Genomic DNA, 24,839 nt, shown 5'->3' with positions numbered 1-24,839 from the left:
GAGGCCTCCCTGCCGCCTGCACCGCTGGCGCCGTTCGCGTGCACGAGGCCCGGTGCCTGACGTGGTGGGTATTTGCGTTGCGTGCGTCCGGCGCTGACCTCGGGATCGCGAGCGGATCCGCTCATGCGCCCGACCTGCCTCCCGGACGAGTCGGCGCGGCACGTGTGTGCGCTTGGGGAGGCATCCTGGCTTGGCGATGCGAGCATGCCGCTCCGGCTCGCGGGGGCCGGATTGAGCGCGCGCTCCGCAACCGCCGTTGTTTCACGTGGAACAGTGATCGCGCTCGAGCACTCGGTCCCACCGTCCTGCTCTCCGGAGGTCGCCCTCCTCACGGCGCCCCGGCGATCTGACAACCTGCTGGGCGCGCTGACGACCTGCATGACGCGCATCGATCCCTTCGCTATCGCACTGCTCGGGCGGCAGGCGGGCGGAGCATACCGGTCGGCAGTAGCTGAATGAAGGGGCTGCCGACCGCCGACACCCCCACACAGGGACCCACCCTCGCATTGGTCACCGCTGGCTGATCCGCGCCTCGGTTCCGCCGACGACGGCGATACACCGTCGGTCTACGCGGGCGCGTAACCCTCGCGCCTTCAACCCTCGCGCCTTCTGCGCTCCCACACTTCTGCTCAGCAGAGCCGCAGACCCCGCACGCGGTCTATCCGCGCCACATGCCCGCACCTGGGGCGCCCTTTCCGCTCGCAGTCCCTTCCCCCGTGCTCGCCCAGCCCACCATGCATCGCGCCTCGCCTCCCGCCGGTACCCGCGCCTCTCCTCCCCGGGTATCGCATGGCTCGCCTCCACCCGCGAGCACCGCGGGCCGCCTAACCCCGCGCACCCCGGTCCTCGCGTCCCGCCGAGAAGTCCGGCCCTCGCCACCCCCTGGACATCCCGGTCCTCGCCACCTTCGCGTACCCAGTAGGCGCCGCCCCCGCAGGTAGACCGCTCCTCGCCGCCCTGTGTGTACCGCGCTCCTCGCCACCCCACGCGCGCCGCCAAGTCCGCGGCCCCATGCGCACCGCGCATCCGCCGCGCGTCGTGCGCCGCCCAGCTCGCCGCCCCTCGCGCACTGCGCACCCCGCCACCCCACGCGCACCGCGCTCCCCGCCACCCCACGCGCACCCCGCTCCTCACCACCACCAAGCCCGAACCCCGCCTCCCTCGCGCCGGCCTTCGCCTCGCGCCGTCCGGTACTCCGGTTTCCACTCGCGCGCGTCGTGCCCGCGCCTGGTGCACCGGTCCACGGTTGATCGCGCTGTTCCACGTGAAACACGTCGCGTCTCGCGACAGACCTCGGAACGCCACGCTTCGCGCTACCCCCACTGGCGGGGCGCGTGATCGCGACCGCGATAGCGCGTGGATCATGTGCCGAGGCGCGCTGCACGCCGCGCGCCCTCGCGGGCAGCGCACCCGGCCCTCCATGGCTCGCGATGCCGGACATCACGAGCGACCGCCTCCACGCACCTGCTGGCCTACGTGGGCCCGAGTGAGTCGGCCCCGCTACCGGCTCGACGACGCTGGCACCGCGCCGTTCCACGTAAAGCACAGCGCACAGCAGGCTGCGCGGGCCGATTCCCCGCAACCCGACGACGGTGCTCGCCGGTGACGCAATCGGGGCTTGAACCCACTGGTCCTCGGCGGCCTTCGGCTGGAGACGGTCGCCGCCGCGCCCAGACCACTCAACGGACGCCCGAGTGCTTTGCGATCGCAGTCGCGGGCAGAAGTCGCGCAGCTCCGAAGAAGAGCCGTGCGCTTGGTGCCGCGTGCAGCCATCCGACCCCGGGCGGCAGACCACCGGGTGCCGCACCGCGACCAGACTCGGCGCCCGATGCTGTCGCAGCCCGGCCGCGCGCCGGAACCGTGAGCTTGCGTGCGGTGTCGAGCGCCCCGCGCCCCCGAGACGCGAGCGCGATCTGGCCTCACGGCTGGTGGAATGTCGCCGGACAATCGCGAGGCCATCGGTCTCGGCGGGGCTCGTGTTTCACGTGGAACACACCGGCCGAAATGCCACGCGGGTGGCGCCCCGGCGTAGGCGAGCAGCCGTCGCTTGTCATCTCATTGAGTCCGCTTGATGCCAGTGCGCACTCTGGGCGGCAGGACTCTTCGGGGTGGAGCCCCAGAGAGACTCACGTGGTGTGGCTCGGTCGACACGCTCCCGGCCTCGGGGCCACCGCACACGTGCTCTCTCCGCGTCTCACTCCAGCACCTCAGTCCGGCGGCCGCTGGTCGACAACCCTCAGGCGGTGCACGGTGCCACCCGGGCACTGCACACTCTTCGCTGACGCCGGTCCGGTCGGCCGGCGGGCAACTCCACCTCCTCATGGCCGCCGGGCGCCATCGCCGCCTTGAGCCCGACCCGGCGTGGGCCGAGGCCGAGTCTCGCGTGCTGCGGCTGCGACCGGCCACACCAGTGTCGGCGGTCTCGTGCAGGAACCGGCGCGCAGTGCGGCCCCCACATCGGTGGATGGTGAATCGGGCGCTCTTCCGCCGCCAGACGAAGCGCATATAGCCGCGAATCGGGCGGCCCTGCGCTCGCCGAGTCGGCCTCGGCGGGACCTCACGGTCGCGCCCCGCGACCTCATACAAAACTGCATCCTTGTGTGCGCCATGTCCGAATGGGGCGATTCTGACGCCAGCGAACATCTGCTCACCTGCGCGCCACCCGGCGAGGCGCCGAGGCTCCGAGGTCGTACCGGCGCGGGCCCCGGCGCAGCTTCGCCTACCGCACGGCTCATCGTGCGCTGCCGTCGCGTCGGGTGAGGGAAGCGGGTGAGGCGTCACGGTCACAGCGAGTTCGCCACCATCGTCATCCACTGACGCGCATGCGCGGACGCCTGCGGCGAGGCCTCACGCTCGAGGTCGGCCTTCCCCTGGACTCGGCGGGGTGCTCATCGTCCCTCCAGACGGCGACCCGCTTCCCGCCCGGGTGCCTCAACCCCTCCGGGGAGCCCGAGGCCGGCTGTAACCGGCGGGGGAAGCGCATCTGCCTACCCGACCGATAGTGTCGCACTTCGGCGCTGCGCCGATGGGCGCGTTCTGGCCCCCTGCGTGGCGCGCCGGATCCGCGTCGACAGCGCTCCGCCGTCGGCGCACGTGTTGCACGTGGAACCGCGCGCAGCCTCGGCCGGCCTCACCGACGGCCAGCTGGAGCGTGCCCACGCGGATCGTCACATGCAGTCGCGTGAGACTGCAGTTCCAGTGGCAACGGCCAAACTGGTCTCTGTTTCACGTGGAACACGCCGCCGCAGAGGCAGTTCCACACATGACGAACGGGGCGGCCCCGAGGGAACCGCCCCGTTCGTGGAACGAGTGACCGCTGTCAGGCCGGGCGCACGACCACGTAGCGGGTCGGCTCGACGCCCTCGGAGTCGCTGACGAGACCGGCAGCCGCCACGGCGTCGTGGACGACCTTCCGCTCGAACGGGTTCATGGGCTCGAGCGACACCGGCTCACCGCTCGCCTGCACCCGCGCGACCGCCTCGTTCGCGACCTCGGCCAGAGCGGCACGCCGGCCGGCGCGGTAGCCCGCCACGTCGAGCATGAGCCGGCTGCGCTCCCCCGTCTTCGCCTGCACGGCGAGGCGCGTCAGCTCCTGCAGGGCGTCGAGCACCTCACCGTCACGGCCGGCGAGCCGGCGCAGCGACCGATCGGCGGGGTCCTCGGACACGATCTCCACCGCGGCGCGCCCGTGGTCGACGTCGATGTCGATGTCACCGTCGAGGTCAGCGATGTCGAGGAGCTCCTCGAGGTAGTCCGCTGCGATCTCGCCCTCTTCCTCGAGGCGCGAGGCCGATCCGGTGTCTGCGTCGTTCTGAGTCGTCATGAGGTCTCCGTTCGAAGAGCTGCCGAAGTTCCGCGTGCGAGTCGCGATCAGTTCTTGGGGCGCGGCTTCTTGCCGCCCTGCCCGGTCTTCTTGGGCGTCCCGGACCCGCCGGCGGCCTTGGAGCCCGCGCTCGGGGTGCCGCCGGCCGGGCGGGGCTTGGCGGGGGGCGCGTCGGCGACGGGAGCGTCGGTCACGGGAGAGTCGCTGGCCGTCGCACCCACGGCACCGCTGGCGGCCGTGCCGGCAGGGCGGGTCGCCGGCTTCTGCCGGTCCTTGCGCTTCGGCTGCTGGCGCTGGCCCCGCGGCTTCTCGTCGACGACCGTCGCGGGGACCTCGATGACGGGGCCCTTGCCCTTGCGGGCGCGGCGCTCGAGCATGAGCCGCTCGGCCTCCGAGCCCGGGGCCGGCATGCGCCGGATGGTGTAGAACTGCTGGCCCATGGACCAGAGGTTCGTCGTGGTCCAGTAGACGAGGACACCGATCGGGAAGTTGACGCCCGAGAACGCGAAGATCAGCGGCAGGACGTAGAGCAGCACCTTCTGCTGCTGCGCCATGGGGCCCTCGAGAGCCGACGGCGGCATGTTCTTGCGGGTCAGCTGACGCTGGGTGAAGAACGTGGTCGCGGACATCGCGACGATGAGCAGGATCGTGACGACCTGGATGTGGATGTCGCCGCCGGCCTGCATGAACGTCCCGGACAGCGGCGCTCCGAACACCGTCGCGCCCTCGGCGGACGACGCGAGCTCCTGCGTCATGGGGCCGATGTGGTCGCCGCGGGCGTAGGTGCCCTCGGAGAGCGGCTTGAGCGAGTTGAGCACGCGGAACAGCGCGAAGAAGATCGGCGACTGCAGCAGGATCGGCAGGCAGGACGCGAACGGGTTGGTCCCGTGCTTCCGGTAGAGCTCCATCGTCTCGCGGCTCATCGCCTCGCGGGACGCGGGGTCCGTCTTGCCCTTGTACTTCTTCTGGATCGCCTGCATCTCGGGCGCGAGCAGCTGCATGCCGCGCGACGCCTTGATCTGCTTGAAGAAGAGCGGGATCAGCAGGATCCGGATCACGACCACGAGGCCGACGATGGACAGCGTCCACGCGAGACCGCCGTCCTTGTCCAGGCCCATCGCGGTCAGCAGCGAGTGGAACTGGACCATGATCCAGGCCACCGCGACCATGATCGGGTTCAGCAGGCCGTCGAACCAACCCATGAGGGCAGAGCTCCTGTCGGGGTGTCAGTGGGCGCCGTGCGCCACGTGAAGTCGGCGGGACGGGCGTGCCGGTGGCACGTCGTCGACGCCACCGGGCGTCCAAGGGTGGCAGCGCAGCAGCCGACGGCCGGCGAGCCAGGTCCCGCGCAGTGCGCCGTGGCGACGGATCGCGACCACGGCGTACTGGGAGCAGGACGGGAAGTACCGGCACGTGGCCGGGGTCAGCGGCGACACCAGGTGCTGGTACAACCAGAGAAGACCAAGAAGTACACGTCCGGGGACGCGAGCGAGACAGACCAGCACGGAACGCACGGTGCTCATCGGCCGGCCTCCGCTCGCCGCGCCGCCGTGCGCAGCGCACCGTCCAGGTCCGAGCCGAGACGGTCGTACGTGGCGGTCGCCGCCGGCACCTGCGCTCGCACGACAAGCGACGTCGAGGCAGGCAGCGCTGCGATCCGCTCCCCCACGAGCGCCCGGAGACGACGCTTGACCCGGTTGCGCACCACCGCGTTGCCCACGGCCTTGGACACGACGAAACCGACCACCGGGCCAGGGGGCCCGGGGTCGGTTCGCGTCGTCAGATGCACCACCAACGTCTCCCGCCCGGCTCGCGCACCACGTCGCACCGCCTGCTCGAAGTCGGCGGAGTGACGCATCCGGTGCGCGGCCGGCAGCACCGACGCTGGGGTCAGGCCGAGAGCTCGGAGCGACCCTTGCGCCGACGAGCGGCGAGGATCGCGCGGCCCGCGCGGGTCCGCATGCGCAGACGGAAGCCGTGCGTCTTGGCGCGGCGCCGGTTGTTCGGCTGGAACGTGCGCTTGCTCACGAGAGTTCTCCCACTGGTCCATCGGATGGGCGCGCGGAACGCGCGTCCAAGACTGTCTGCCGGGCTCGACTGCTCCTCAAGGACACACACGTACGTGCGTGCGGCGTCTGGGCGCGCCAGCAGGAGCCATCAAAAGGCTGCACAACGGTACGCCGACGACCTCGGAGCGGTCAAATGCCGACGCCGAGGCGACCGCGGGCAGTGCCGTGGCCCCGGAGACCGGGTTGTGGGGTCCGCCTGCGGTGAGGACGGCGAGGGACACGGCGCTCACACCCGGCCACCTCACGTACGAGCCCCTGACCTGCGGACGTACGAGGGCGACGGCCGGCGCCGAACCGCACGGGGGCGGCATACCTCACCCTCCAGGGCACTGCCCTCGGGCGGTCGCCGACACTAGCATCGACCCTCGTCGTCCCCTGTGGACGACACGATCCTCACCCCCGGTGCGCCGGACGGACGCGGTTCGACGAGGAACCGCGTCGTCACGCGGATCCAGGCCGCCCCGAGAGCTCGACCTCCCCCGTCGGGCGTGGCACACAGGTGTGGACAAGTGTGTGGACAGCCGGGCTCCGTGCGAGACTCGGTGGTCGAACGGACGAGACGACTCGAGGTAGGACGTGGCACAGGACGAAGAGCTGACTCGAGTCTGGGGTCACGTCGTGACGACGCTCGAGGCCAGCCCGGACATCACGCAGCGCCAGCTCGCGTTCGTCCGCCTCGCGCAGCCGCTCGGCCTGCTGGACGGCACGCTGATCCTCGCGGTCGGCAACGAGTACACCAAGGAGTACCTCGAGACGAAGGTGCGCACCGAGGTGACGGACGCGCTCACGGACGCGCTCGGGCGCGACGGGCGCTTCGCGATCACGGTCGACCCGCAGCTCGTGGACGACGCGCCGCCCGCGGTGCGCGCGATGACCTCGGCGCCGGTGTCGTCGGGCGGATTCACGACGACCGCGCACGAGCCCGGCCGCTCCGACCACGGTGGACCGGACCTCGACACGGACGTGCACGGCACCGCTCCCCTCGTCGTCGCGGACGCGCACCCGCGCGCGCACGACCTGCCCGACCAGCGCGACCAGCCGCGCCGCGAGGTGCCCTCGACGCGGCGGCAGGCGGCCGAGCCCGCCCGGCTCAACCCGCACTACCTGTTCGAGACCTTCGTCATCGGCTCGTCCAACCGGTTCGCGCACGCCGCGGCGGTCGCGGTGGCGGAGGCGCCCGCCAAGGCGTACAACCCGCTGTTCATCTACGGCGACTCGGGCCTCGGCAAGACCCACCTGCTACACGCGATCGGGCACTACGCGCAGAACCTCTACCCGAGCGTGCGGGTGCGGTACGTGAACTCGGAGGAGTTCACGAACGACTTCATCAACTCGATCTCGGAGGGCAAGGCGGGGGCGTTCCAGCGCCGCTACCGCGAGGTCGACGTGCTCCTCATCGACGACATCCAGTTCCTGCAGGGCAAGGAACAGACGATGGAGGAGTTCTTCCACACGTTCAACACGCTCCACAACGCGAACAAGCAGGTCGTGATCACGTCCGACCTGCCGCCCAAGCAGCTCAACGGCTTCGAGGACCGGATGCGTTCGCGATTCGAGTGGGGCCTGATCACCGACGTGCAGCCGCCGGACCTCGAGACCCGCATCGCGATCCTGCGCAAGAAGGCCGGCGGCGACAACATGCAGGCGCCGCCGGACGTGCTGGAGTACATCGCGTCGAAGATCTCGACGAACATCCGTGAGCTCGAGGGTGCGCTCATCCGCGTGACGGCGTTCGCGAGCCTGAACCGCCAGCAGGTCGACCTGTCACTCGCCGAGATCGTCCTGAAGGACCTCATCACCGACGACCAGACCACGGAGATCACCGCGACCCAGGTGATCGGGCAGACCGCGGCGTACTTCGGCCTGACGATCGACGACCTGTGCGGCTCGTCGCGATCGCGCGTGCTGGTGACGGCGCGGCAGATCGCCATGTACCTGTGCCGCGAGCTGACGGACCTGTCGCTGCCGAAGATCGGCCAGGCGTTCGGTGGCCGTGACCACACGACGGTCATGCACGCGAACCGCAAGATCCGCGAGCTGATGGCGGAGCGCCGGTCGATCTACAACCAGGTCACGGAGCTCACGAACCGCATCAAGCAGCAGAGCCGCAGCTGACGCGGTCCCACCTGGTGCGACGCCGGTCACATCGCTCCGTCCCCATGGTTTTCCACAGGCCGGGACGGGCGTCTGTGGACGATGTGCAGAACATCACCCGGTCGACCGCCGAGCGGTATGCCCGGTTCGCACACACGGTCCTGACCTGCGCGTTTGCGCTCAACGAGAGATCCCACCTTCCGTCGACGCCGAAGATCGGGACAGAGTCGGACATCTCGGGACCCACGGGCCCACACCTTCATCCCCAGATGGAGACATGCATGGGACGAATACACACACCTGTGCACAGTCCTGTGGACAACGGTGGACGACGGGCCGTGCGATGTGGACGGCGGACGGCGGACCGGTGGACACGGAATGACGAGAATCTGGCCGTCCACGTCCGCCCACAGCCGGCGCCTCGTCGTCCACACCCCACCTGCACACGGCCCACCGCCGCCCGACCTGCGACGAAACCGGGTTGTCCACACCGTGCACAAGGGCGATGACGACGACGACAGATTCCTATGACGATGATCCACACACCTTCGCTGCGAGCAGGACGGCGCACGACGAGGGCACGACGAGGGCACGACGAGGGCACGGACGCGCCGTGAAGGCCCACGGCGAATGACACGAACGGCGGGACTCGCCGCGTCGGACCACTCGCGTAGTGTTCGCGTGACGACTGAGCAGTGAGAACGACGAGAGGTTGTGATCCATGAGGTTCCGGGTCGAGCGGGACGTTCTCGCCGAGGCCGTCACCTGGACGGCGCGCAGCTTGCCGACCCGTCCTCCGGTGCCGGTCCTGGCGGGCGTGCGCATCGAGGCCGACGCGACCGGTGTCATCCAGCTCTCGAGCTTCGACTACGAGGTCTCCGCACGGTCGCAGATCCCCGCCGACGTCTCGGAGCCCGGCACGGTGCTGGTCTCGGGTCGTCTGCTCGCGGAGATCTCGCGCGCGCTGCCCGACAAGCCGGTCGACGTGACGCTCGACGGCACGAAGGTCGTCGTGACGTGCGGGGCGAGCCGCTTCACGCTCCTGACGATGCCGGTCGAGGACTACCCGAACCTCCCGGTGATGCCGCCGGTGACGGGCACGGTCGACGGCGACGCGCTGACGCACGCCGTCGCGCAGGTCTCGGTCGCCGCGAGCCGCGACGACACGCTCCCCCTGCTCACGGGCGTGCGCGTGGAGATCGAGGGCGAGAAGGTCACGCTGCTCGCGACCGACCGCTACCGCCTGGCGCTGCGTGAGCTCACGTGGCACCCGGCCGCGCCGGACATCTCGACCGTCGCGCTCGTGCGGGCGCGCACGCTCAACGACGCCGCGAAGTCGCTCGGCAGCGCGGGTGCGGTCACGGTGAGCCTGTCGACGGGTGCGGGCGTGGACCTCATCGGCTTCGAGGCCGGCGGGCGCCAGAGCACGAGCCTGCTGGTGGACGGCGACTACCCGCCGGTGCGTCGTCTGTTCCCCGACGAGACGCCGATCCACGCGGTCGTCGCGACGTCGCCGCTGGTCGAGGCGGCCAAGCGTGTCGCGCTCGTCGCGGAGCGCAACACCCCGATCCGGCTGACGTTCTCGCAGGGCCAGGTGGTGCTCGACGCGGGTCAGGGTGACGACGCGCAGGCGTCCGAGGCGCTCGAGGCGACGCTCGAGGGTGACGACATCTCGGTCGCGTTCAACCCGCAGTTCCTGGCCGACGGCCTGGGCGCGCTGGACACGCCGTTCGTGCGGATGTCGTTCACGCACCCGAACAAGCCGGTCGAGTTCACGGGTCAGGGCTCGCTCGAGGGCGAGGACGACAAGACGTACCGCTACCTGCTGGTGCCCATCCGCTTCGCGAGCTGAGCGGGGCCTGCGTCCCGAGAGCGTCGGACGTCCGGTCCGACGCGCACCCGCGCGCGAGGGCGGGCACAGTGGGCCTGGTGCGGTCCGGGAGTGAGGGCGCGGGCCACCGCGGCGGAGCGAGGAAAGGACGACCGTCATGAGGATCGGTCTGGTCGGGCTGGGCAAGATGGGCGCGAACATGCGCGAGCGCATCCGTCGGTCCGGGATCGAGGTCGTCGGGTACGACCGCAACGCCGACGTCACGGACGTGCCGTCGCTGGAGGCGCTCGTCGACGCGCTGCCCGCAGGTGAGCGCATCGTGTGGGTCATGGTGCCGTCGGGCGCGATCACGGACGGGGTGGTCACGGAGCTCGCGGGGCTGCTGACCGCGGGTGACCTGGTGATCGACGGTGGGAACTCGTACTACCAGGACGACGAGCCGCACGCGGCCCTGCTGCGTGAGCACGGGATCGGCTTCGTCGACGCGGGGGTCTCGGGCGGTGTCTGGGGCCTGGAGAACGGGTACGGCCTGATGGTCGGGGGTGACGCGGAGCTCGTGCAGCGCGCCATGCCGGTCTTCGACGCGCTGCGGCCGCAGGGTGACCGGGCGGACGGGTTCGTGCACGCCGGGACGGTGGGTGCGGGTCACTACTCGAAGATGGTGCACAACGGCATCGAGTACGGCCTGATGCAGGCGTACGCGGAGGGTTACGAGCTGCTCGCGGCGAAGGACCTGGTCACGGACGTGCACGGGACGATGCGCGCCTGGACGCAGGGCACGGTCGTGCGCTCGTGGTTGCTGGAGCTGCTGGTGCGCGCGCTCGAGCAGGACCCGGGCCTCGCGGCGATCGACGACTGGGTCGAGGACTCGGGTGAGGGCCGGTGGACGGTCGACGAGGCGATCGACCTCGCGGTGCCGGCGCCGGTGATCTCGGCGGCGCTGTTCGCGCGGTTCGCGTCGCGCCAGGGCGAGTCCCCGGCGATGAAGGCGGTCGCCGCGCTGCGTCAGCAGTTCGGCGGGCACGCGGTGAAGCCGGCGGGGACCACCGGGCCGATGCGCAGCGACAGCACCCCGGCGCCCCGGGCGGCCGTCCCGCCGTCCGCCTGACCGCGCACTCCCCCGGCCCCCGGACGAGACCACACGATGCACGTCGCCCACCTGCAGCTGACCGACTTCCGGTCCTACGCGCACGCGGACGTCGAGCTCGACCCCGGCATCACGGCGTTCGTCGGCCCGAACGGCCAGGGCAAGACGAACCTCGTCGAGGCGATCGGGTACGTGGCGACGCTCGCCAGCCACCGGGTCCCGACGGACGCGGCGCTCATCCGTGCGGGTCAGCAGCGCGCGGTCGTCGGCGCGAAGGTGGTGCGCGAGCTCGAGCCGGGGCGGCCGCGCGCGACGGTGGTCGAGGTCGAGATCACCGCGGGCAAGGCGAACCGTGCGCGGGTCAACGGCGGCAGTCCGGTGCGGGCGCGTGACGTGCTCGGCATCTTGCACACGGTGCTGTTCGCGCCCGAGGACCTGGCGCTGGTCAAGGGCGACCCGGACGGCCGGCGCCGGTTCCTCGACGCGCTGCTCGTGCAGCTCGCGCCGCGCACGGCTGCGACGGTGGCGGACTACGAGCGTGTGCTGCGGCAGCGCTCGGCGCTGCTGAAGTCGGCGGGCGCGGCGGCGCGGTCGCGCCAGGGCGGTGCGGACCTGCGCACGCTCGACGTGTGGGACGGCAAGCTCGCGCAGCTGGGTGCGCAGATCGTCGTGGAGCGTCGAAGGCTGGTGGCCGAGCTCGCGCCGCACGTGGCGGACGCGTACGAGCAGGTCAGCGCGGGGCAGGGGGAGGCGCGGATCGCGTACAAGGCGTCGCTCGACGGCGCGCTGGAGCAGGCCGCGGCCGCGCCGAGCACGGACGCGGCGCCGGTGGAGCTCGTCGAGGCGCAGCTCCTGGAGGCGATGGGACGCCTGCGGCCCAAGGAGATCGAGCGCGGGGTGTGCCTCGTCGGGCCGCACCGTGACGACCTGATCCTCACGTTGGCGGACCTGCCGGCGAAGGGGTACGCGAGCCACGGCGAGTCGTGGTCGTTCGCGCTCGCGCTGCGGCTCGCGTCGTGGCGCGTGCTCACGGCGGGCGGGCCGCAGGGTGGGCCGGACGACGAGCCGGTGCTCATCCTGGACGACGTGTTCGCCGAGCTCGACGCCCGCCGCCGCGAGCGGCTCGCGGAGCTCGTCGCGCCCGCGCGGCAGGTGCTCATCACGGCGGCCGTCGCGGCGGACGTGCCGCAGCCGCTGGCCGGCGGGCGGGTCGATGTCATGGCGGGCGAGGTGTCGCGTGTCCTCTGACCAGACGGCGGGGCCGGCGGGCACGCGTGCGCTGCGTGAGCTCGTGGAGCTCACCCCTGAGCGGCAGGTCGCGGCGGCGGCGCTGGGCCGCGCGAAGGAGAGCGCCCGTCGGCGCGGCCTGCGCCCCGGTGATGCGGCGCGGGTGCGTCGTGAGGTGCAGCTCGGGGACGCGCGTCCGGGCGGTCGGGACCCGCGGACGGTCGGCGAGGCGCTGGACCAGCTGATCGGGCAGCTCGCGTGGTCGCCGGGTGTCACGGCGGGCACGATCCAGGCGCGGTGGTCGCAGATCCTCGGCGACGAGGTCGCGTCGCACACGCAGTACGTGTCGTTCGACGGCGGCGTGCTGACGATGCGGGCGGACTCGACGGCGTGGGCGACCAACCTGCGCTGGGCGGTGCCGACGATGCTGCGTATGCTCGCGGAGGCGGTCGGCGAGGGTGTCGTCGTCGAGATCGAGGTCCAGGGACCGGGCGGCCCGGGGTTCGGCCGGGGTCCGCGCAGCGTCAAGGGCAGGGGCGTGCGGGACACGTACGGGTGAGCGTGCGCACGCGGTCGTCGGACCTTCACGGAACCCGCCGCCCGAGGACGGGCCGTTCAGCGGGGTCAGGGCCCCTGGTGCGGGTAGACTTCTAGGGTCATTCCTGGCGCCCTGGTGCCCGGAACTCCAACGTCACGGAGTGATCTGCCCTCCTCGCGGTCGGGCGGCCCGCTCCGGCGCGTTTCGCAGATCTCGAGGAGCACCCCCGCCCGTGGCCGAGCAGCCCAGCCCCAAGCCCGAGTCCGGCGGCAGCTACGACGCCGACGCGATCACCGTCCTCGAAGGGCTGGAGGCGGTCCGCAAGCGCCCCGGCATGTACATCGGGTCGACGGGTGAGCGCGGACTGCACCACCTCGTCTACGAGGTCGTCGACAACTCGGTCGACGAGGCCCTCGCCGGCTACTGCGACCACATCGAGGTGACGCTGCTGGCGGACGGCGGCGTGCGCGTCGTCGACAACGGCCGTGGCATCCCCGTCGCGATCCACCCGACCGAGGGCAAGCCGACGCTCGAGGTCGTGATGACGATCCTGCACGCGGGCGGCAAGTTCGGCGGCGGCGGCTACGCCGTGTCGGGCGGTCTGCACGGCGTCGGCGTGTCCGTGGTGAACGCGCTGTCGAAGCGCGTGGAGTCGGTCGTCCGGCGTGACGGCTTCACGTGGGAGATGGACTTCGAGAACGGTGGCCACCCGGTGGGCGGCATCCGCAAGGGTGAGCCGACGCAGGAGACGGGCACCCAGCAGACGTTCTGGGCGGACGACACGATCTTCGAGACGGTCGAGTACGACTTCGAGACGCTGCGCAGCCGGTTCCAGCAGATGGCGTTCCTGAACAAGGGCCTGCAGATCACGCTGACCGACGAGCGTCCGCAGCACCTGGGCACCGAGGACGAGGTCGCGGGTGAGGCGGACGCGCCCGACGCCGACGACAAGCCGGCCGCGCGCACGGTCACGTACCGGTACGACGACGGCCTGCTCGACTACGTCAAGCACCTGAACTCGGCGAAGAAGGTCGAGCTCGTGCACCCCGACGTCATCGACTTCGAGTCGGAGGACACGGACAAGCGCATCTCGGTGGAGATCGCGATGCAGTGGACCACGGCCTACTCGGAGTCGGTCCACACGTACGCGAACACGATCTCGACGACCGAGGGCGGCACGCACGAGGAGGGCTTCCGTGCGGCGATGACCGGTCTGATCAACCGGTACGCGCGGGACAAGAACCTGCTCAAGGACAAGGACGAGAACCTCACGGGTGACGACATCCGCGAGGGCCTGACGGCGGTCATCTCGGTCAAGCTGGGCGAGCCGCAGTTCGAGGGCCAGACGAAGACGAAGCTCGGCAACACCGAGGCGAAGACGTTCGTGCAGCGTGTGGTCACCGATCAGCTCGGCGACTGGCTCGACTCGCACCCGAACGAGGCGCGCGACGTGATCCGCAAGTCGATCCAGGCGTCGGCCGCGCGCATGGCGGCGCGCAAGGCGCGGGAGGCGACGCGGCGCAAGGGCCTGCTCGAGTCGGGCGGCATGCCCGGCAAGCTCAAGGACTGCCAGTCGAACCGGCCCGAGGAGTGCGAGGTCTTCATCGTCGAGGGCGACTCGGCCGGCGGCTCGGCGGTGCGCGGACGCAACCCGCGCACGCAGGCGATCCTGCCGATCCGAGGCAAGATCCTCAACGTCGAGCGCGCGCGCCTCGACCGTGCGCTCAGCAACCTCGAGGTGCAGGCGCTGATCACCGCGTTCGGCACGGGCATCGGCGAGGACTTCGACCTCGCCAAGCTGCGGTACCACAAGATCGTCCTCATGGCCGACGCCGACGTGGACGGCCAGCACATCCGCACGCTGCTGCTCACGCTGCTGTTCCGGTACATGCCGGACCTCATCAAGAACGGCCACGTGTACATGGCGCAGCCGCCGCTGTACCGGATCAAGTGGTCCAACGCGGAGCACGACTACGTGTACTCGGACCGCGAGCGGGACGCGTTCATCGTCGAGGGTCAGGCCGCGGGCAAGCGGCTGCCCAAGGAGAACTCGATCCAGCGGTACAAGGGTCTGGGCGAGATGGACTACTCGGAGCTGTGGGAGACGACCATGTCGCCCGAGCACCGCACGCTCCTGCAGGTCACGCTCGACGAGGCCGCGGCGGCCGACGAGATCTTCTCGGTCCTCATGGGCGAGGACGTCGAGGCACGCCGCTCGTTCATCCAGCGCAACGCCAAGGACGTGCGGTTCCTGGACATCTAGTCGACGACGAGCAGCGCGCACCGCACGACACGAACTGACGAAGGACTGACGTGACCGACATCCCGAACGACGACGGCATCGAGCACGGCCGGATCGACCAGGTCGACCTGCAGCTCGAGATGCAGCGGTCGTACCTGGACTACGCGATGGCGGTCATCGTCGGGCGTGCGCTGCCCGACGTGCGCGACGGCCTCAAGCCGGTGCACCGTCGCGTGCTGTACGCGATGTACGACGGCGGCTACCGCCCGGACCGCCAGTTCTCGAAGTGCAGCCGCGTCGTCGGCGACGTCATGGGCAAGTACCACCCGCACGGTGACAGCGCGATCTACGACGCGCTCGTCCGCCTGGTGCAGGACTGGTCGCTGCGCTACCCGCTGGTCGCGGGCCAGGGGAACTTCGGCTCGCCCGGTGACGACCCGGCGGCCGCGCCCCGGTACACCGAGTGCAAGATGGCCCCGCTCGCCATGGAGATGGTGCGGGACATCGACGAGGACACGGTCGAGTTCGGCGACAACTACGACGGCCGCACGCAGGAGCCGCAGGTCCTGCCGAGCCGCTTCCCGAACCTGCTGGTCAACGGCTCGGCGGGCATCGCGGTGGGCATGGCGACGAACATCCCGCCGCACAACCTGCGCGAGGTCGCCGCGGGCGTGCAGTGGCACCTGGAGCACCCGGACGCGAGCCGCGAGGAGCTGCTCGAGGCGCTCATGCAGCGCATCAAGGGCCCGGACTTCCCGACGGCGGCGACGATCCTGGGCCGCAAGGGCATCGAGGAGGCGTACCGGACGGGCCGCGGCTCGATCACGATGCGCGCGGTCGTCGAGGTCGAGGAGATCCAGGGCCGGATCTGCCTGGTCGTGACGGAGCTGCCGTACCAGGTGAACCCGGACGCGCTCGCGAAGAAGATCGCGGACCTGGTGCGCGAGAACCGCGTCGGCGGGATCGCGGACATCCGCGACGAGACGTCGGGCCGTACGGGTCAGCGCCTGGTCATCGTGCTCAAGCGCGACGCGGTCGCGAAGGTCGTGCTCAACAACCTGTACAAGCACACGCAGCTGCAGGACACGTTCGGCGCGAACATGCTGGCGCTCGTCGACGGCGTGCCGCGCACGCTCAGCATCGACGCGTTCGTGCGGCACTGGGTGACGCACCAGATCGACGTCATCCGCCGGCGCACCGCGTACCGCCTGCGCAAGGCGGAGGAGCAGATCCACATCTACCGCGGCTACCTCAAGGCGCTCGACGCGCTCGACGAGGTCATCGCGCTGATCCGCCGCTCCCCCGACGCCGACGAGGCCCGCACGGGCCTCATGGAGCTGCTGGACGTCGACGAGGTCCAGGCGAACGCGATCCTCAACCTGCAGCTGCGCCGACTGGCCGCGCTGCAGCGCCAGGAGATCCTGGACCGGTACGCGGTCCTCGAGGCGGAGATCGCCGAGTACAACGCGATCCTCGCCTCGGAGCAGCGCCAGCGCGACATCGTCTCGACCGAGCTCGCGGAGATCGTCGACAAGTACGGCGACGAGCGCCGCACGCAGATCCTGCCGTTCGACGGCGAGGTCTCCGTGGAGGACCTCATCGCCGAGGAGGAGATGGTCGTCACCATCACACGCGGCGGGTACGCGAAGCGCACGCGCAGCGACAACTACCGCGCGCAGCGACGCGGCGGCAAGGGCGTCAAGGGCGCCCAGCTGCGCGAGGACGACATCGTCGACCACTTCTTCGTCACGACGACGCACCACTGGCTGCTGTTCTTCACGAACCTCGGCCGCGTGTACCGCGCCAAGGCCTACGAGCTGCCGGAGGGCGGCCGGGACGCGAAGGGCCAGCACGTCGCGAACCTGCTGGCGTTCCAGCCCGACGAGAAGATCGCCCAGGTCCTCGCGCTGCGCGACTACGAGCAGGCCGAGTACCTGGTGCTCGCCACCAAGCGCGGCCTGGTCAAGAAGACCCGCCTGACGGACTACGACTCGAACCGGACCGGCGGTGTCATCGCGATCAACCTGCGCGAGGACGACGAGGGCCGGCCGGACGAGCTCGTCTCGGCACGCCTGGTCGACTCCGATCAGGACATGATCCTGGTCTCGCGCCAGGGCCAGTCGATCCGCTTCACGGCCGACGACGAGCAGCTGCGCCCCATGGGCCGCGCGACGAGCGGTGTCACGGGCATGAAGTTCCGCGGCGACGACGAGCTGCTGGCCGCGGACGTCGTCCGGGAGGACGCGTTCCTGTTCACGGTGACGGAGGGCGGCATCGCCAAGCGCACCGCGCTGTCGGTCGACAACTACCGTCAGCAGGGCCGCAACGGCTTCGGCATCCGGGTCGCGAACCTGCCCGAGCAGAACGGCGACCTCGTCGGCGCGCTCGTCGTCGACGCGAACGACGAGGTGCTGGTCATCATGGAACGCGGCAAGGTGGTGCGTTCCGCGGTCGCGGAGGTGCACGCCACGGGCCGCGCGACGCAGGGCGTCATCTTCGCGAAGCCCGACTCGGGTGACCGGATCATCGCGGTCGCACGCAACACCGAGCGCCAGGAGCAGGACGATGCCGGTACCGTGGTCGGCGAGAGCGACGCGTCCGGCGTCGCCACCGACCCTGACCCGGCGGCTGACGCGAGCGCGAACGACGCGCCCGAGACGCCCACGGAGGACGCATGACGGACCCCGCTCCCCCCTCGATCCCGCCCCGCAACCGTCCCGGCCAGGCGTCGTCGTCGGCGCGTACGGTGGCGTCGCCCGGCGGCCGGGACTCGAGCGGGAACGGGCCGTCGAACGGCACGGCGGTCCGGCCGGACCCCGTGCCCTCTCCCCCGCGGGACGACGAGCACGCGGCACCGGACCACACCGGCCCGGACCGTGCCACGCCGGATCCCGTGCGTGCCGAGCAGACGACCGCGGCGACGACGAGCGCGAGCTCGTCGGGCACGTCGCCCCAGGACCCGCCCACCCCGCTCATGGCGGCCGTGGACAAGACCTCCGCCTGGCTCAAGAAGGCGGCCGGCGCCACCAGCGCCAAGATCTCCACGGCTACCCGGCCCCGGAACGAGGACCTCGCCATGACGACCACCCCCACGGCGCCGCCGGCGTCCGCGGGCGCGACCGGCACCAACCCGCCGTCGGTCCCGCCGCGCACGTCCACCACCGCCCCCTCGTCGGGCACGGGTGCGCGCCCGGCGACCGGCCGGATCCCGACGGTCGCGGCCGCGGGCGGCCCGCGCCGCGTGCGGCTCGCGATCTCCCGGATCGACCCGTGGTCGGTCATGAAGCTGTCGTTCCTGCTGTCCGTGGCGTTCGGCATCCTGCTCGTCGTCGCCGTCGCGGTCGTCTGGTACACGCTCAACGGCCTGCACGTGTTCACGAACATCAACGACCTGGTCACCCAGGTCACGGGCACCGAGTCCAACGTCGACGTGCTGCAGTACGTCGAGTTCAAGCGCGTGATCTCCGGCGCGACGCTCGTGGCCGTGGTCGACGTGTTCCTGCTGACCGCGCTCGCCACGATCGGCGCGTTCCTCTACAACATCGTCGCGGCGCTCGTCGGCGGGCTGCATGTGACCATGACGGACGAGTGACCTCACGAGGCACCCCGGCGTGGCCGTCGCCGGTTTGGGCGGCGGGGCAGCGCTGGGGTAGTCTCATCCGGCGCGCTGCGCTTGCCGCGTGCGACGGGCCTATAGCTCAGACGGTTAGAGCGCTTCCCTGATAAGGAAGAGGTCACAGGTTCAAGTCCTGTTAGGCCCACTCCCGACCACGTGGGGGACCCGATGAAGAAGCTCCTGCTCCTGGCGGCCCTGGCCGCCGTCGGATACGTCGTGTACCAGAAGGTCGCCCAGGACCGCGACGAGCGGGACCTGTGGTCGGAGGTCACCGACACGTTCGAGTGACCGACCCCTCGGCCCCTGGCCGAGCCGGGGGCCATGGCGCAATTGGTAGCGCACCTGCTTTGCAAGCAGGGGGTTAGGGGTTCGAGTCCCCTTGGCTCCACCCAGCATGCCGCCGGCAGTCCAGCGGACGACCTCATCCCGCCGACCGCGGATGTCCGTGCGCGGTCGACGTGCCGGGGTGACGACGAAGGGTCCCCGACCACGTGCTGTCGGGGACCCTTCGTGCGTCCGCGGTCAGTCCGCCCACTCCACGAGCGTCCAGACCTCCTGGTCGTCGGTCGCGTCAACGACGCCCGTGCGCGTCGCCCAGGCGCGTGGGGCCGCGGCGCGGCGCAGCACGTCGTGGGCGACGTCGTAGTGCATCAGCGCCTCCTCCCCCTCGGTCGTGCTCGTCGTCCAGCCCACGTGGTCGGCGTCGGCACCGATTCCCCACGTGATGTCTGCGCCGGGGAGCGAGATCCGGCCCAGCGTGGGTTCGTCGAGGCCGAGGACGTACAGGTCGCTCTCGTGGTCGAACGCGAGGAAGCCGTCACCCAGCGCCACCTCGGCGCCGCCGTTGGCGACGACCGGCCGCAGGTGGCCGTCCTCGAGGAGCCCCACCACGAACCCCTCCACCTCGGGATCGATCATCTGCACGGCGAGACGGCCGAACCCGCCGGCGACGAGCGTGGCGCCGACCGCCTCGACGCGGATCTCGCCCGTGCCGTCGATCGCACGGGAGACGACGACCGTGTCGGTCTCGTCCGGGGTGTCGCCCGGGCGCAGGTCGGGCCGGACGGTCGACCAGTAGACGCGGCCGTCGAGGATCGCGACCGTCGAGTCGGGCACCGTCTCGTCGAGCGCGGGGTCGAGGAAGTCCTCGGAGCGTGCGACGAGGTGCAGGTCGCTGCCGTCCTCGCGGGCCGCGAACACCCGCCACCGGCCGATCCACCAGTCGTGACCGGTGCTCTCGAGCCACGCGACCCAGCCGTCCGCGACGGTGAGCGGCCCGACCATGCGGAGCTCGTCCTCGTCCACGATCGTCATGGTGCTGGTCCAGGGCCGGAACGTCGACCCGTCCCACGTGCCCACGTCGCTGCCCGGGTAGGGGTTGTCCTCGTCGCTGTCCTGGTACCGCGACGCGACGTACACGCCCTCGGTGGAGGTCGCAGCCACGTTTCCCGGACGGTCGGCGAACCCGGGCACCTGGGCGCGGAAGTCGTCGGTGCCGGCGGCGACCGGTCCGGACGCGGCGAGCTCGACGGCGTCGAGGACGGACCCGTCGGGGCCGTAGACCTGCAGTGCGGTGCCCGCGGTCGCGAGGACGGACGCCGGGTCGGCCGTCGGGACGGTGCGCGCGCCCGGGTCTGGGGTGCCGGACGGGGTCGGTGCCTGGGTCGGGGTCGGCATGGTCGGGGTGGGTGCGGGGCTCGTCGTCTCGTGCGGCGTGCCGGTCTGTGCCGGGTTCGGCTGCGGCTCGTCGCTGCCTGCCAGCGCGTACGCACCGACCGCGACGAGCCCGACGGCAGCCGCGGACGACACCGAGGTGGTAGCGGTCCGCACGACCCGGCGCCGGCGCGTGCGGCGTCGGACGTCGGTCAGCAGGTCCTCGAGGTCCAGCACCCGGGTCAGGGCGTCCTCGTCGGCGTCGAGCGCCTCGTTCACCACAGCGTCCAGCTCACGCATCGCGCACCTCCTTCATCCGCACGACGACGTGCTCGTCGTCGCCGGCCGTGGTCCCGAGCAGCGCGTTGAGCGCCTGGAGCCCGTCGGCCGTGTACCTCTTGACCGCTCCCTCGCTGAGACCCAGGGCCTCGGCGGTCGAGCGCAGGGACATGTCCTCCACGTGGCGCAGGACGACGCACGCACGCTCGCGCGCCGGGAGGGTGGCGAGCGCGTCGACGAGCTCACGCGCGACGCCCGTGGGCTCGAGCTCGACCGGTCGGACCGGTCGGGAGCCGACGACACGCAGTGCCCGCCGCTCGGAGTCGCGGCGTCGTACGGCGTCGATGTACCGAGACGTGACCGCTCGTCGTACATAGGCCTCGGCCTCGGCGACGGTCGCGAACCGCGCGCGTCCCGAGAACGTCGCGACGAGCGCGTCCTGCAGCACGTCCTGCGCGTCCGCGCGGTTGCCGGTCAGCAGCGTCGCGTGTGCGAGCAGCCGTGGGTAGCGCTCACGCACCACCCGGTCGAGCATCTGTTGCCATGCCACGGGTCCTGTCCCCCTCTGTCGGTCCGACCTGTCGCGCACAGAACGGAGCCGGGCGGGATTCGGTTGGGCGGACCGGTCGGTGGGGAGGTCAGTCGCCTGCTCGCCGGGCGCGCTCGGTGATCTCGGCCAGGACCCGGTCGGTGTAGACGGGTGCGGGCTCGGGGCGCTCGGGCCGTGCTCGAGCGTGGTCCACTGCCAGTAGGGCGTGACGGACGCGCGTCGGCCCTCGGTGTGCAGGCGCAGGTCGAGGAGCATCGCGTAGCGGTAGCCGAACCGCTGCTGCAGGGCCAGGGCGGTCTCGATGCCGGGGCCCTCGTGGGCGTCCGACGCCGAGTCGACGGCGACGTGGACGAGCAGGAGGTTGTGCTCGGGACCGAGCATGCCGCGGTGGTGGACGATCAGGTTGGGCACGTGGCCGTCGTACTGCACCGACTGCTCGAGGACCATGCCGGAGCGGTCGTACTCGGAGTCGACGTCCCAGGAGCGGTCGACGGTCTGGCGCAGGTACCAGCCGAGGTGGAACGCGATGGTCCGCTCGCTCGGTCGGCTCGTCCCGGTCGTCGGGGTGAACAGCGTCCACTCCTCGACGAGCGTGTTCGTCAGCGCGATGCGCACACGGGACTGCAGGTCGGCCAGGATCATGGCTGGACGCTACAGGCGTCCGGAGCCGGCGGGCAGGGCCCAAGGGCTCCCACCCGCCGGCTCCGGGACGTGCACGTCGTCGGGGGACGACGACGCGGCGGTGCGTGTCCGACGCGAGAGCGTCGGGTCAGAGCAGGGCGCGGCGGCGCCGGCTGCCGGACACGGCGCTGACGAACAGCACCGCGAGGCCGATCTGGAGGGCGAGCTCGATCCAGTCGACGCCGGGGGTCTCCTTGACGCCGATGAGGGAGGCGAGGAACGTGCCGACGAGTGCGGCGACGATCCCGACGAGGATCGTGCCGAGCACGCCGATGCGCTGCCGGCCGCGGGCGAAGAGCCGCCCGAGGACGCCGATGATGGCGCCGATGATGATCGCGCTGATGATGCCGGTGATGGTCATGTCGAACTCCTTGACATCGAGGGGTTCTGGCAGGTAATGGACCATACGGGCGATATGTGCGGTCCGCACGGCGAGAGCGGAGCCGAAAGGGTTCGGCAGGTGTCGGTGCGCGCGGCTACCGTGGCCGACTGTGACCGCACCGAGCTCCCTGTCCCCCGTCATCTCCGCGCGCGGGCTGACCAAGCGGTTCGGGGAGTTCTCGGCCGTCGACGGCATCGACTTCGAGGTCCCGCCGGGGGAGTCCTTCGGGCTGCTCGGGCCGAACGGCGCGGGCAAGTCGACGACGATGCGGATGATCGGGGCGGTGTCCCAGCGCACCGCCGGCGAGCTGCGGGTCGTCGGGCTGGACCCGGACACGCACGGGCCGGAGATCCGCTCGCAGCTGGGCGTGGTGCCGCAGGAGGACAACCTCGACACCGAGCTCAAGGTGCGCGACAACCTCATCGTGTACGGCCGGTACTTCGGCATCCCGCGCGCGGAGTGCGCGCGCCGGGCCGACGAGCTGCTGACGTTCGCGCAGCTCGAGGACAAGGCGAGGGCGCGGGTCGACGACCTGTCGGGCGGCATGAAGCGACGTCTGACGATCGCCCGCGCGCTCATCAACGAGCCCCGCATCCTCATGCTCGACGAGCCGACGACGGGCCTCGACCCGCAGGCGCGGCACGTGCTGTGGGACCGGCTGTTCCGGCTCAAGGAGCGCGGCACCACGCTCGTGCTGACCACGCACTACATGGACGAGGCCGAGCAGCTGTGCGACCGGCTGATCGTGGTGGACCACGGCCGGATCATGGCCGAGGGCTCTCCGTCGGCGCTGATCCGCGAGTACTCGACGCGCGAGGTGGTGGAGCTGCGGTTCGGCTCCGACCGCAACGCGTCGGCTGCCGAGCAGCTCGCGCACCTGGTAGACCGGCACGAGGTACTTCCGGACCGGGTGCTCTTGTACACCGACGACGGTGAGGCTCTCCTCGAGCGCGTGACGCTCCTCGGGCTGCACCCGACGACGAGCCTCGTGCGGCGGTCCTCGCTCGAGGACGTGTTCCTGCGCCTGACCGGGCGGAGCCTGGTCGAGTGAGCCCGAGCACGAGCGAGACGACGAGCCGCAGCCCGGGTACGGACGAGATGGTCGGCGCCGCGCGGGCCGGTGCGTCGCGGCCGCGCCGGTTCGGCGCGTGGTACATCGCCGAGCACCAGCTCAAGCAGATGCGCTCCTACGGCTGGACCGTGGTGATGACGGGCATCGGCAGCCCGCTGCTCTACCTGCTGGGCATCGGCCTCGGCCTCGCGGCGTTCCTGGACGTGCCGGTCGCGAGCGGCCCGGACGGCCCGATCGACTACCTGTGGTTCGTCGCGCCCGCGCTGCTCGCGACCGCCGCGGTCTCGGTGACGACCGAGGAGTTCACGTACACCGTCATGGGCGGCTTCCGGTGGCGCCGCGTGTTCTGGGGCATGAACGCCTCGCCGGTGTCGCCGCAGCAGATCTGCACGGGCCTGGTCATCGCGGTGACGCTGCGCATGGTGTTCGTCTCGGCCGCCTACTACCTGCTCATCGTGGCGTTCGGCGCGGTAGGGGACCCGCTCGCGGGTGCGCTCATGGTGCCGGTGGGCGTGCTCGCCGGCCTGGCCTTCGGGCTGCCGCTGCTCGCGTTCTCCGCGAGCCTGAAGGAGGACAAGGGCCAGTTCGCGATGGTCCAGCGGTTCGTCTTCACGCCGTTGTTCCTGTTCAGCGGCACGTTCTACCCGCTCGACACGCTCCCGGTCGGCCTGCAGTGGGTCGGGTGGGTCTCGCCCATCTGGCACGCGAGCGAGCTCGGCCGCCTCGCGTCGTACGGCCCGGGGCCGGGCGCATGGCCGTGGGCCGCGCACGTCGCGGTGCTGCTCGTGCTGGCCACGGTCGGCTGGTTCGTGGCGCGACGCGTGTTCACAGGGAGGTTGCGCGGATGACGACCACCACCGTCCCCACCGACGAGCGGCGTGCCGGCAGCGTGCGCGCGCTGTACGCCGGCAACGTGCGCGCGGTCGTCGAGCGAGCGCTGTCGGCCACGAAGGCGAGCAACTGGACCGTCGTCGTCTCGGGCTTCTTCGAGCCCGTGTTCTACCTGCTCGCGATGGGCTGGGGTCTCGGCTCGTTCATCGGCGACGTCACGCTGGGCACGGGGGAGCAGGTGCCGTACGCGGCGTACATCGCCCCCGCGCTGCTCGCGGTGTCCGCGATGAACGGCGCGATCTACGACTCGACGTGGAACGTCTTCTTCAAGATGCACTTCGGCAAGCTGTACGACGCGATGCTCGCCACGTCGATCGGCCCGCTGGACGTCGCGCTGGGGGAGATCGTGTACGCCCTGCTGCGCGGCGGGGTCTACGCGGTCGGGTTCATGACCGTCATGCAGGTGCTCGGGCTCAACCTGTCATGGACCGCGGTGCTCGCGATCCCCGCGGTCCTGCTGATCGCGTTCGGCTTCGCGTCGTTGGGCATGGCCGTCACGAGCTACATGAAGACCTTCCAGCAGATGGACTGGATCAACTTCGTGATGCTGCCGATGTTCCTGTTCTCGGCGACGTTCTACCCGCTGTCGGTCTACGCCGAGCCCATCCAGTGGCTCATCAAGGCGCTGCCGCTGTGGCACGCGGTCGAGCTGGTCCGCGGCCTCACCACGGGTGCGCTGCACGTCGGCATGCTCGTGCACGTGGGGTACTTCGCGGCGATGATCGCGGTCGGCGTCGCGTTCACGACGAGCCGGCTGCGCGCTCTGTTCCTGTCCTGACCGGGGGAGGGCCGACCGCTCAGGAC

Annotated in this window: 20 protein-coding genes and 2 tRNA genes; 14 read left to right on the top strand and 8 right to left on the bottom strand. The window is 71.1% G+C overall.

All coding sequences use genetic code 11. From position 1 onward, the window contains the following. Window positions 1–3,319: 3,319 nt before the first annotated feature. From CBP52_RS13840 to rpmH, 5 genes are read right to left on the bottom strand one after another with little or no spacing between them, the layout of a single operon-like run. Window positions 3,320–3,823, bottom strand: a complete 504-nt coding sequence (locus CBP52_RS13840) for a R3H domain-containing nucleic acid-binding protein (RefSeq protein ID WP_094181442.1) — start codon at window positions 3,821–3,823, stop codon at window positions 3,320–3,322. A gap of 47 nt (window positions 3,824–3,870) precedes the next feature. After that, entirely contained in the window at window positions 3,871–5,025 is a 1,155-nt protein-coding gene (gene yidC / locus CBP52_RS13835; protein ID WP_094181441.1) for a membrane protein insertase YidC, read from the bottom strand. Window positions 5,026–5,049: 24 nt separating this feature from the next. Then, complete coding sequence (gene yidD / locus CBP52_RS13830) at window positions 5,050–5,346, bottom strand: membrane protein insertion efficiency factor YidD (RefSeq protein ID WP_094181440.1); 297 nt, start codon at window positions 5,344–5,346, stop codon at window positions 5,050–5,052. After that, window positions 5,343–5,702, bottom strand: a complete 360-nt coding sequence (gene rnpA / locus CBP52_RS13825; protein WP_094181439.1) for a ribonuclease P protein component — start codon at window positions 5,700–5,702, stop codon at window positions 5,343–5,345. Before rnpA ends, yidD begins: the two co-directional genes overlap by 4 nt. Before the next feature lie 11 nt (window positions 5,703–5,713). Continuing rightward, complete coding sequence (gene rpmH, locus CBP52_RS13820; protein WP_013885212.1) at window positions 5,714–5,851, bottom strand: 50S ribosomal protein L34; 138 nt, start codon at window positions 5,849–5,851, stop codon at window positions 5,714–5,716. A 617-nt stretch (window positions 5,852–6,468) separates the two neighbouring features. Here rpmH and dnaA point away from each other — a divergent pair. The 11 genes from dnaA to CBP52_RS13770 all read left to right on the top strand — a co-directional run bounded on the left by dnaA (window position 6,469) and on the right by CBP52_RS13770 (window position 18,915). Further along, the gene (gene dnaA, locus CBP52_RS13815; RefSeq protein ID WP_094181438.1) at window positions 6,469–8,007 is read left to right on the top strand and encodes a chromosomal replication initiator protein DnaA; all 1,539 of its coding nucleotides are present in this window, start codon (window positions 6,469–6,471) and stop codon (window positions 8,005–8,007) included. A gap of 700 nt (window positions 8,008–8,707) precedes the next feature. Then, window positions 8,708–9,838 (top strand): DNA polymerase III subunit beta, encoded by a 1,131-nt coding sequence (gene dnaN / locus CBP52_RS13810; protein ID WP_094181437.1) that lies wholly within the window; start codon window positions 8,708–8,710, stop codon window positions 9,836–9,838. Window positions 9,839–9,974: 136 nt separating this feature from the next. After that, window positions 9,975–10,925, top strand: a complete 951-nt coding sequence (gene gnd / locus CBP52_RS13805) for a phosphogluconate dehydrogenase (NAD(+)-dependent, decarboxylating) (RefSeq protein WP_094181436.1) — start codon at window positions 9,975–9,977, stop codon at window positions 10,923–10,925. A gap of 36 nt (window positions 10,926–10,961) precedes the next feature. After that, window positions 10,962–12,152 (top strand): DNA replication/repair protein RecF, encoded by a 1,191-nt coding sequence (recF, locus tag CBP52_RS13800; RefSeq protein ID WP_094181435.1) that lies wholly within the window; start codon window positions 10,962–10,964, stop codon window positions 12,150–12,152. Then, window positions 12,142–12,690, top strand: a complete 549-nt coding sequence (locus tag CBP52_RS13795) for a DUF721 domain-containing protein (protein WP_232514505.1) — start codon at window positions 12,142–12,144, stop codon at window positions 12,688–12,690. Before recF ends, CBP52_RS13795 begins: the two co-directional genes overlap by 11 nt. Window positions 12,691–12,901: 211 nt before the next feature. Next, complete coding sequence (gene gyrB, locus CBP52_RS13790; protein WP_094181433.1) at window positions 12,902–14,932, top strand: DNA topoisomerase (ATP-hydrolyzing) subunit B; 2,031 nt, start codon at window positions 12,902–12,904, stop codon at window positions 14,930–14,932. 50 nt (window positions 14,933–14,982) lie between these two features. Then, window positions 14,983–17,589 carry a DNA gyrase subunit A gene (gene gyrA / locus CBP52_RS13785; RefSeq protein ID WP_094181432.1) on the top strand — a complete coding sequence of 869 codons (2,607 nt, stop codon included), beginning with the start codon at window positions 14,983–14,985 and terminating at the stop codon, window positions 17,587–17,589. Continuing rightward, the gene (locus tag CBP52_RS13780; protein ID WP_094181431.1) at window positions 17,586–18,503 is read left to right on the top strand and encodes a DUF3566 domain-containing protein; all 918 of its coding nucleotides are present in this window, start codon (window positions 17,586–17,588) and stop codon (window positions 18,501–18,503) included. The genes gyrA and CBP52_RS13780 overlap by 4 nt, the downstream gene beginning before the upstream one ends. Window positions 18,504–18,598: 95 nt before the next feature. Further along, window positions 18,599–18,672 (top strand) — tRNA-Ile (locus tag CBP52_RS13775). 23 nt (window positions 18,673–18,695) lie between these two features. Next, window positions 18,696–18,815, top strand: coding sequence for a DLW-39 family protein (locus CBP52_RS18355; RefSeq protein WP_013882073.1), 120 nt, complete (start codon window positions 18,696–18,698; stop codon window positions 18,813–18,815). Window positions 18,816–18,842: 27 nt separating this feature from the next. Next, window positions 18,843–18,915: transfer RNA gene (locus tag CBP52_RS13770), tRNA-Ala, on the top strand. 134 nt (window positions 18,916–19,049) lie between these two features. On the opposite strand, the gene CBP52_RS13765 is transcribed toward CBP52_RS13770, so the two are convergent. From CBP52_RS13765 to CBP52_RS13750, 3 genes are all read right to left on the bottom strand, one after another. Beyond that, window positions 19,050–20,480 carry a hypothetical protein gene (locus CBP52_RS13765; protein ID WP_094181430.1) on the bottom strand — a complete coding sequence of 477 codons (1,431 nt, stop codon included), beginning with the start codon at window positions 20,478–20,480 and terminating at the stop codon, window positions 19,050–19,052. After that, entirely contained in the window at window positions 20,473–21,651 is a 1,179-nt protein-coding gene (locus tag CBP52_RS18350; RefSeq protein WP_232514504.1) for a SigE family RNA polymerase sigma factor, read from the bottom strand. Before CBP52_RS18350 ends, CBP52_RS13765 begins: the two co-directional genes overlap by 8 nt. Window positions 21,652–21,778: 127 nt before the next feature. Next, a complete protein-coding gene (locus CBP52_RS13750) occupies window positions 21,779–22,051 on the bottom strand; it encodes a GlsB/YeaQ/YmgE family stress response membrane protein (RefSeq protein ID WP_094181428.1) in 273 nt (90 codons plus the stop codon). A 130-nt stretch (window positions 22,052–22,181) separates the two neighbouring features. Between CBP52_RS13750 and CBP52_RS13745 the strand changes: the two genes are divergently transcribed. The 3 genes from CBP52_RS13745 to CBP52_RS13735 are packed head-to-tail and all read left to right on the top strand — an operon-like array spanning window position 22,182 to window position 24,813. Beyond that, window positions 22,182–23,123: an ABC transporter ATP-binding protein gene (locus CBP52_RS13745; protein ID WP_232514503.1), complete on the top strand. Its 942-nt coding sequence runs from the start codon at window positions 22,182–22,184 to the stop codon at window positions 23,121–23,123. Between the two features lie 47 nt (window positions 23,124–23,170). Beyond that, a complete protein-coding gene (locus tag CBP52_RS13740; RefSeq protein WP_094182393.1) occupies window positions 23,171–23,992 on the top strand; it encodes an ABC transporter permease in 822 nt (273 codons plus the stop codon). Then, on the top strand, window positions 23,989–24,813 hold the full coding sequence (locus tag CBP52_RS13735; protein WP_094181427.1) for an ABC transporter permease: 825 nt from the start codon (window positions 23,989–23,991) through the stop codon (window positions 24,811–24,813). Before CBP52_RS13740 ends, CBP52_RS13735 begins: the two co-directional genes overlap by 4 nt. The last annotated feature ends 26 nt before the right edge of the window (window positions 24,814–24,839 follow it).

Source organism: Cellulomonas sp. PSBB021 (assembly GCF_002240455.1).
Taxonomy (GTDB): Bacteria; Actinomycetota; Actinomycetes; order Actinomycetales; family Cellulomonadaceae; genus Cellulomonas; species Cellulomonas uda.
This window is presented reverse-complemented; position numbering and strand designations above follow the sequence as displayed.